Origin of the sequence: Drancourtella massiliensis, assembly GCF_016900655.1 — a bacterium.
Lineage (GTDB): Bacteria > Bacillota > Clostridia > Lachnospirales > Lachnospiraceae > Sellimonas > Sellimonas catena.
The window spans coordinates 1-247 of the sequence record NZ_JACJKH010000133.1 but is presented as its reverse complement, the minus strand read 5'-3'; the positions used below and the strand labels follow the sequence as shown (position 1 = coordinate 247).

Annotated in this window: 1 rRNA gene; it reads right to left on the bottom strand. The window is 50.6% G+C overall.

Going from position 1 to position 247, the window contains the following annotated elements:
- Positions 1–246: ribosomal RNA gene (locus H6A32_RS16060) — 23S ribosomal RNA — on the bottom strand; the annotation flags it as partial.
- Position 247: the final 1 nt, after the last annotated feature.

Sequence of the window (247 nt, the reverse complement as noted above, 5' to 3'; positions counted from 1 at the left end):
TCCGGTTTCGCTCGCCGCTACTCCCGGAATCGATGTTTCTTTCTCTTCCTCCGGCTACTTAGATGTTTCAGTTCACCGGGTTCCCTTCCATACGTTATGGATTGGCGTATGGATACATGAGGTCTTCTCATGTGGGTTTCCCCATTCAGAAATCTCCGGATCAATGGATATTTGCTCCTCCCCGAAGCTTTTCGCAGCTTATCACGTCTTTCATCGGCTCTTAGTGCCAAGGCATCCACCCTGCGCT